At 48.8% G+C, this 8,749-nt stretch carries 7 protein-coding genes; 2 read left to right on the top strand and 5 right to left on the bottom strand.

Annotation, left to right across the window (positions count from 1 at the left end):
* Positions 1–126 precede the first annotated feature (126 nt).
* The 3 genes from KDK15_RS09285 to KDK15_RS09275 all read right to left on the bottom strand — a co-directional run bounded on the left by KDK15_RS09285 (position 127) and on the right by KDK15_RS09275 (position 1,911).
* Entirely contained in the window at positions 127–558 is a 432-nt protein-coding gene (locus tag KDK15_RS09285; RefSeq protein ID WP_257295076.1) for a hypothetical protein, read from the bottom strand.
* A 396-nt stretch (positions 559–954) separates the two neighbouring features.
* Positions 955–1,521, bottom strand: a complete 567-nt coding sequence (gene yeiP / locus KDK15_RS09280) for an elongation factor P-like protein YeiP (RefSeq protein WP_257295075.1) — start codon at positions 1,519–1,521, stop codon at positions 955–957.
* A 231-nt stretch (positions 1,522–1,752) separates the two neighbouring features.
* Positions 1,753–1,911: a hypothetical protein gene (locus tag KDK15_RS09275; protein WP_257295074.1), complete on the bottom strand. Its 159-nt coding sequence runs from the start codon at positions 1,909–1,911 to the stop codon at positions 1,753–1,755.
* Positions 1,912–2,193: 282 nt separating this feature from the next.
* Between KDK15_RS09275 and KDK15_RS09270 the strand changes: the two genes are divergently transcribed.
* Together KDK15_RS09270 and ggt are read left to right on the top strand one after the other, a co-directional pair.
* Positions 2,194–2,772 (top strand): hemerythrin domain-containing protein, encoded by a 579-nt coding sequence (locus KDK15_RS09270; RefSeq protein WP_257295073.1) that lies wholly within the window; start codon positions 2,194–2,196, stop codon positions 2,770–2,772.
* Between the two features lie 253 nt (positions 2,773–3,025).
* Positions 3,026–4,774, top strand: a complete 1,749-nt coding sequence (gene ggt / locus KDK15_RS09265; RefSeq protein ID WP_257295072.1) for a gamma-glutamyltransferase — start codon at positions 3,026–3,028, stop codon at positions 4,772–4,774.
* A 151-nt stretch (positions 4,775–4,925) separates the two neighbouring features.
* On the opposite strand, the gene KDK15_RS09260 is transcribed toward ggt, so the two are convergent.
* Together KDK15_RS09260 and KDK15_RS09255 are read right to left on the bottom strand one after the other, a co-directional pair.
* Positions 4,926–6,452, bottom strand: a complete 1,527-nt coding sequence (locus KDK15_RS09260) for an ankyrin repeat domain-containing protein (RefSeq protein WP_257295071.1) — start codon at positions 6,450–6,452, stop codon at positions 4,926–4,928.
* A 96-nt stretch (positions 6,453–6,548) separates the two neighbouring features.
* The gene (locus KDK15_RS09255; protein ID WP_257295070.1) at positions 6,549–8,540 is read right to left on the bottom strand and encodes a hypothetical protein; all 1,992 of its coding nucleotides are present in this window, start codon (positions 8,538–8,540) and stop codon (positions 6,549–6,551) included.
* Positions 8,541–8,749: the final 209 nt, after the last annotated feature.

Here is an 8,749-nt window from a genome sequence, read left to right as displayed (position 1 = left end):
TCCTCAATTTCTCGCAATCCTCGCTACGGGGTCGCCTAGACGGGCGCTATTCTCGCACAGCCTCCTAGGATGGATGCTGCTGGCATTCTAGCATTTCTTATTATCAGCGACATCACTACTGTAAATTTATAGGGACCACTTAAACTCCAGTCTGACAGAGTTGAAATTATAATTGGAATTTAACTCAACAGAACCACCATCCGGTAAGCAACTGCCTGCAGTGATTCTATTGGTCCTGAGCTGCACTTCTCCGCAGTCACTGAACGAGAAACGAGTGTTCTTCTTGATAAAATAGATACCCTCTTTAACGCTTTCTCCAAGACCGATACTATCCAGTCCGTAAAGAATGGCTGAGCCTGCAAGCCGGTCTCGGACCTTATCCGGGTTGTCAATGGTTTTGTAAATGAATGAGCCGATGCGCTCTTCATTGATCTCTTTTCTCTGTTTGAAAGTAAATACTGTTTTTTGGTTGTCGGTTTGATAGGCCGGTGCCTGATAATGATCGATGGATGAAACATCGTTTAAGAACGGAGCTCTATCGTGCGATTCAACAAACATGGACTGATCAGCTGATGAATTGGATATAAAGCCCAATGCCATAGATAAGTAAATCGTTCGAAAAAAATTTTGGGCAATATTTCTTATTTTCATAGCATTCATCCTTGAGTTAGTTTGTTTCTGTTTGTTTTTCTCCAAAAGAGATTTTTGGTTTTTGATAAGAAGTAAATGCCTTTTTAGTTCTATTTAGATAATCAAAAACCGAATGCTTAAAACAAAATGTTTTAAACGCATATCAGCATATTAAGCATTAAATGACTGAAAATAACTTGAACGAAGGTATGATATTTCGATTCGATATATTTTTTTGAGTTTATTAATTGCATTTTGCGAATATAAATATTTTTTATATTCCGGATATGATTTCCAGAGAATATCTCCGGAAACCATTGGATGTCAGGCGCGGGACATGAATTTCCCGGTTTCTGTATTGATTTTAATGATTTCCCCGTTACTGAGATACTCTGGAACTTGAACCTCCAGGCCAGTGCTGACCCGGGCAGGTTTTGTCCTTGCCGCGGCCGAGGCTCCTTTTATGCCAGGGGCGGTATCGACAATTTCCAAAGTAACGGATGCTGGCAGGTCAATCGCCAGTAGCTGGCCATCAACCAGCAGGGCGGTCAGGCCCTCCATATTGTCAGCGATATAGAGAAGCTGGCCCTCAATTGTACTGGCATTGACGAGGTACTGGGAATAATCCTCAGAATCCATGAACGTACACTCATTGCCTTCACGATAGAGGAGCGTTACGGCTCTTCTCTGCAGATCCACATCAGTGAGGAGAATATCTCCGGTGAGTGTCTGCTCAAGTTTCTGGCCGCCGGTAACAGAATTGAAACGAACCTTATACAGGGTCTGGGCACCGCGGGCAGATGGACTTTTCGCCTCAACCTGACGAACCTGATAATACTGGCCTTCAATGTCTACAATCTGGCCTTTTTTCAGCTCTCGAGCGTAAGGCATTGGATTCCTCGGAATAACTGGTATGCAAATAAATACGGATGAAGTGATGATTGCTCTGGTCTGTGCCGATTGGCTCCGGATAGTCAAGTTCCAGCATCAGTAGTCTTTGCCCGGACAGGCAGATAAAGCATCCATCGGGGCATTTTAAATTGATTATGGCTGCTGATAAAGAGAGCAGTGCGTTAACTACTGCTCAATGTATGCCGGATTGAGGTTTTTAGAAGAGGCCCATCAATGCAGATGTCGTGGGTTACTGGATTTACCAACAACCTTGCCCTTTTTATCGAGAATTTTATCCCTGGAATCCACACGATATATCTGCCTTAAATACTCTTTTTTAATGGCTTTCTCATCAATGAAAGGCTTGGTATCAATATGCCAGGTATTCAAGCATGTACAGGGGGTTCGGCATAATAACCTCCGTGCCAGTTATAGTGTGCGCGGTAGCTTACCTTTCGGCATGACTCTGTTTGTTGATGCAGGGCATAAAAAGGGTGCTTTATCATGAAAGTGTTTTGAAAACCAATGTAACCCGCTGATGAAACGTGGTATCTGTTAATTTCATGAAAAATATTTCACGGTACTCGCTAAAAGAGGGAAAAATTGACTTGTATCAATACTCGAAAAAAGCTTGGCCTATAAAAAAGAATAAATATCCAAGGGGGATGCTATATGACGACAGTGATTGACCGAATCATCAAAGACCATCAGCATATGGCACGCTTGCTGGACTACCTGGATTACGAAGTATCTGGTTACCGGGAAGGCAGTGAGCATAATCCTCAGCTGAACATTATCATTGAAGCGCTGGATTATATGCATAACTATCCAGATGCATTTCACCATCCTCTTGAGTCCAGGTTAATGGCCCGGCTTCGTCCCCGGTTGGCCAGTAAGGAAAAACGGATTCAGTTTGACTTGATTGAGGATCAACACAGGCAGATTACGGCAATGACCCAGAGACTTGTGGAGGCTTTCAATACCGTTGCTTCTGATCAGGTTATCCCGATAAATCTGCTACTGGCTGAATACACGCTCTACAGTGAATTGCAACGGGAGCATATGGAACTGGAAAACCAGTGTATGATTCCGGCGATGCAGTCCTTATTGACTGTTGATGATCTGGCACTGGTTGATAATGATCTTAAACAGATGTCGGATCCACTTTTCGGTTCTCATTTGTGGGGGGTATATCAAAATCTGTACCGGTACGTTACTGAGCGGGAAAACGGGGTTGAGCCGGTTATTTGATGTTCAGACCTACTCCTGCCTTTACTCTCCAGCAAATTCAGTGTTAAAAATTTGCTGGCAGTCCTGTACTCCAGCTACTTGCCGTGACTCGGTTTCTGGCTTGTCACGTCATCTTTATCTGCTTTAGCCAGTCTACAATGCAATAGCTCTGATGTTCATAAAGTGGTAATTGTATTCTTTCCGGGCAGTTTTTTATTTCGCTATCTATCAGCGTGCAGTGTTGAAACCTGAGCAATAAAAAAGAGGATGAAGTGTGGGTAAACCAATCACATGGATTGTTGCAGGCATCTTCTGGATGCAGGCTCATTTCGTTCTGGCTGATGCCATTCCTCCGGGAGAGATTGCGCCCGAGCCGGGCACCGGCAATACCGAACAGGAGCTGGTCAGGGCCTCCGACTATATGGTGGCTGCAGCTAACCCCTATGCTGTGAAAGCTGGTTATGAAATTCTTAAACAGGGCGGCTCTGCTATTGATGCTCTCATCGCCACTCAGCTGGTACTGAATCTGGTGGAACCTCAGTCTTCAGGTATCGGTGGGGGTGGGGTAGTTGTTTATTTTGATAATAACGCCAGGCAGTTATCAACCTGGGAAGGCCGTGAGACTGCACCGGAGCTGGTAAAGCCGGATCACTTTCTTGATCAAACAGGAGAACCCCTGGCGTTTTATGATGCTGTTGTGGGTGGGCAATCTGTGGCGACCCCGGGTCTTCTCAAGTTGATGTATGAAGTGCATCAAAAGCATGGAAAACTTGATTGGAAAGCCTTGTTCAAGCCAGCGATAAAACTGGCCCGGGAAGGGTTTATTGTGTCAGCAAGACTGGCCAGTCTGGTTGCTATGGATCGAACTCGTCTGGACCGGTATGAATCCACGAGAAACTACTTTTATCCAGAAGGGCCTCCTGTGCAGGAAGGCGATCTGCTGAAAAACCTGCCATTTGCCAATACTCTGTCTCTTATTGCCAGTGGTGGGATTGATCCTTTCTATCAGGGAGAGATTGGTCGCGATATCGTAACAACGGTGAACTCAGTAACCGATAACCCTGGCCTCCTGAGTATGAGTGACCTGAGACGTTATGAGGTTCAAAAGCGTAACCCTGCCTGTATGGACTACCGGGAATATCGGGTTTGTGGAATGGGGCCGCCGAGTTCGGGTGGACTGACCGTGGGGCAGATTCTCGGGATGCTGGATCATTTCGACCTGGCTGAACTGGGCCAGGCTAATCCCATTAGCTGGCAACTGATTGGTGATGCAACGCGCTTGGCTTTTGCCGATCGTGGACTTTATATCGCTGATGCGGACTTCGTTGATGTGCCGGAGGGGTTACTGGATAAATCTTATCTTCTTGGGCGAAGTCGGTTGCTTAATCCCGGAAGGCCTCTGCAAACGGTTGCTCCGGGCTTGCCACCTGGCGTTGACGATATCAGCCAGGCGCCCGGTGAAGCACTGGAACTCCCGGCAACCACGCATATCAGCATTGTTGATGGCCATGGCAATGCGGTGGCGATGACCTCCAGCGTAGAGAATGCTTTTGGCTCACGCCTGATGGTTCGTGGTTTTCTATTGAATAACTCCATGACGGATTTTTCCTTCAGCCCATTCATTGATGGAAAACCGGTTACCAATCGCATAGCGCCAGGTAAACGTCCAATGTCATCTATGTCTCCCACCATCGTTTTCCGTGATGGCAAGCCCTATATGGTTCTTGGCTCATCAGGTGGCAGTCGTATAATTGTTCATGTTGCCAAAACAGTCATTGCTCATCTGGACTGGCAATTACCCGTGGATGAAGCCGTTAGTTTATCTCACCGAATAAATATGCAGGGCTCTTATGAACTTGAGTCTGGAACTGATGCGGAAGCGCTGGTAAAACCGCTAAAAGCGATGGGATATAAGGTTTCTGTCCGTGATCTTAACAGTGGTCTGCATGCCATTGTTATAAAGAAGTCAGGCCTGGAAGGCGCCGCAGACCCACGGCGGGAAGGTGCTGTTATGGGTGACTGAATATCTGTATGTCCAAAATCGAAGACCAGTGGCACTGACTTAAGACTCCAAGCCCTGATCTGCCTCACCAGAGTCATGGCTATGGTATAGCAAGAAAAGAACGGTTTTTTTTCTTGTTTTCATCCCAAACCAAAGCAGCAGTGATTCCGGATCAGATTAAGGTGCACAGCAGATCGTTCAGATCTTCCAAAGCTTCTGCAACATCCAATAGCTCTAACTGCCAGCTGTACATGGCTCCGGCTCCGATAAGTACTCGCCTGCATTGTACGTCACTTGCAAATTCCAGCGCCGTCTGGTTCCTGTTGTTTTTGACGTTAATATCTGCATTGGCATCAATAAGGGCCATAATGTATCCGATATTGTTTTTTTTGACAGCCGCAAAGAGTGCAGTTTCACCGGAGCAGTCTCTGGCATTAATATCTGCCCCAGCCCTGATCAGAGTTTCGGCACATGCTACATTGTCGGTGCGGTTGCCCAGGTGCAGGGCCGTACGGCCCTGTTGATCTCTGGCATTGCGATCCGCTGCGAACTCAAGGAGTTTTCGAAGATAGGTAATATCATTGAGTCCAGCGGCGATATGAAGTGCACAGTCGCCAAACTGGTTTTTAACATCCACATTTGCCCCGGCGAGCATGACTGCGTTCATGAGTTCTTTGTCTTGACGACTGACCGACCAGGTAAGGGGCGTGAAACCGTTCGTGAGAAAGCAGCCTTTTTCAAATCTGCCATTAATGTCCGCACCTGCGTCAATCAGAGGTTGCATGCACTGGATGCTGCCGGACCCAACGGCATTGAACAATGCATAATTAAGATCAAGACTAAGAACGAGTCCCCCCTCGTTGAGCAGAACTTGCACGCTCTCGGGTTGATTTTTCGCGGAGGCGATCATCAGAGACTCATTTAAAATCTCAGTGCGTCGTCCACTGTTGAGATCCTCAAAACAGTACCATGATTTCACCAGAAATCGGATTGAATCAGTTTGGCATCTTTGCGAGGCAATACGCAGAGCGCCAGCAGCTTCGTTCGCCCCCTTTTTCATCAAATACCGCATAGACTCTACCTGACCTTCTCTGGCGGCAGAACACATTGCCTTATTAAGTTTTTCGGTAACGTAATCTCTATGGTGCTCCTTGAACCAAGTGCTTAATACCCACTCCAGACAATCAATCCGGCCATTTGCAGCCGCTGTATACAAGACAGAGTCAGGCTCAGGGTTTGGCCCTTTTGATTTTTCCCACAATAATTGCAAGCACTCAACCTGACCGTGTTTAGCGGCAATCTTTCCCAGTACAGCCATTCTGCTCTCCAGATTATCAGCATAAATGGCCCCTCCGGATTGTTGCCAGCCTATATTGTCGATATCAAGATCCAGCATCTTTCCCAGTGCTTCCAGATCCCCATAACGACAGGCATGTTCAGCTAAAGGCTGAGAGCCACGAAGCAACGGCAGGACAGGTTGCTCCGAACAGACAAGACAATGCAGTTCACTCCGCTTGGCCTCAGCCTTGGCTTGATCAAGCAATGGTTGAACAATACAGTCAAAATGGAATTGGTGGGACTCAGAGCACGACGCGGTGACCACCGATCGCCCGCCAAATAAACTGGTCGTTGGGTCGTTACAGAGAGCACAGGTTGAAGAATTACTTAAAGTGTTTATCGAATTTGTAACACTATTCATAACAAACTTCCGTTCAAAGTGAGCAGCTGCCTTTCACGCCCATTGGCATTTTCCTGAACTTAATTAATACCAGTCGTGCTTTCTAACTTTCGGTTGCTATACCAACCGGAGTAATGGCACCAATTCACCCTCATCGCTGTCTTCTGCAAGATTGGGCAGTGGGTTCACGGAGCGCTCGGAGGATCTGGTCACGGGATTGTCGTCCCCTGTGCCCCTGGCCAATATGGGGCTATAGCCAGCCGCAGCCGCAGACGATGCTCGTTGGCGACAGTAGCGGTAGATGCACAAGCCAACCACCAGCACAAAAAGCACACCGCCCAGGGCAATACCGGCTATAGCGGCTTGACTCAAGCCTAAAGCCCTGCTATTGCTGGAAGTGGTTGGGATTGTTGTCGGGATTGTTGTCGGGATTGTTGTCGGGGCGACAGGGTAAAACCCACACTGACGAACATGATTGTTTGCCAGTGCCGCAAAATCATAATCACCGGGCCGACAATCCGGCGCCAGCAGACCAGGGTCAATACCTGCACATAAGTTATCCAGCCAGGGATGACAACCAGGGACGGTATTGTTTTCCCAGTGTCCATTGACACGGACATCACAGAGATCAGGGTCAGGACCACCCTTGACACCAGCCCCGGCATATTCACTGTCGACTTCGCAATTTATCGCTGTGGTGCTGGCAACGGAGGTATGAGTGTCTAATACTCCCGCTCCGATGCCGGCAGATGCGCCCTCGCCGGAGGTTGCCACGGTACAGTTCAGCGCGGTGGTATCAACAATCTTTGTAGAATCAAATCCAGTGTTAAGCATGCCCGCCCCGATGCCGGCACCCGCGACAGTGCCGGAGGTTGCCACATTGCAGTTTACTGCTGTGGTGTCGGCAACCGTTGCCAAACCAAAAATGCCTCCCCCAACGCCGATGCCTGCATTGCTACCACTACCGGAAGCTGTCACGGTACAGTTCACCGCTGTAGTGTCGGCAACCATGCCAAAAAAAACAGCTTTGCCCAGGCCAATACCTGCGTCGCCAAACTTACCGGAGTTTTCGACTGAACAGTTCACCGCCCTGGTGCCAACAATTGTGCCATCATGATAAGCCGTACCCACACCAATCCCTGCACCGCCAAATTGAGCGAAATTCTCTACTTTGCAGTTCACCGCCCTGGTGTTGACTACCGTGCCATGACCATCACGACGCCTCCCTGATTCGCGACGTGCCACAAGCTTCCCGGCACCAATGCCTGCAGCCCCTGAATCTTCTGAGTTGGCAGATGTGCAGTTCACCGCAGTGGTGTCGACAACCCTGCCATAATCACGAACAAGCCCGGCACCAATACCTGCTGCTCCGGCGTCTTCCATGCCATCGGAGACGACTGTGCAGTTCACAGCGGTGGTGTTGAACACCGTTCCCCGGACATCCCCCCCGGCAATCCCCGCAACGTCACCCAGGGCAACTACATGGGCATTGTTAACGCTGATATTACTGACCATGGCAGCGTCTGCAATGGTACAGGCTGCGACCGCCACCGGGCCTTTACCTTTTATATTGGCACCCTTAAATTCCAGGCCATTGAGCTCACCTTCACCACCCAGCGTTTGCACCAGACAATTGCTGAGATTACAAATGGTGCCGTTTTCGCGACGGAGTCTGCCGGTAAACGGATGAGTATCATTACCAATGGGCTGGCCCAACTCGCTACCATAAATATTACCGGTCTGCCGGTAAGTACCATTGAGGGGAAAGTCAGGGTCATGGCCGATCTTGCCCAGGGTTGCAGCATCCGGCACTGCTATCCACCGGTCATTATTACCGCCGACTGTGGCCCCGGCTGCGTCCGGCAGTTGTCGAGCCTGGGGCGTTGTGCTGGCCGGTTTACGATGCTGCGGCGGTTGGTCATGCTGTCTGTTTTTTACTTCACTGTGGTCGTTTACCTCCCGGGTATTGTCCGGTAATAACGGTACGACGTCAGATTCCGAGCACACAGCCAGCCGCCCCCACCGTCCCTGTGGCTCGGCAGACTGGGTTGTTGCAGGTCGCGAGTCGCTGGCAGTAACGCAGGCGGGCATGGTTGGTGGCTGTATCAAAATCACTACCTCCTGGTGAAGGGCGTATTCGTGCCTGGCTCGGGGATTCTCATGGCAAGAGAGCAAACAACCCGAAAAATAGAATAGCCTTGGATACGTGATTTTGCTGTGAAAATTCCCGAGAAGGGCATAAATCTGGCCAGCCGGATACAATTTCCCTTCACCCTGAGGCGGAGTTGAAGGGCTTGTTGCAGTTAACAAAAAACCTA

The organism is Endozoicomonas sp. YOMI1 (assembly GCF_024606345.1).
Lineage (GTDB): Bacteria > Pseudomonadota > Gammaproteobacteria > Pseudomonadales > Endozoicomonadaceae > Endozoicomonas.
Note: the sequence above shows the minus strand (reverse complement) of the source record. Positions and strands in the feature narration are given on the sequence as shown.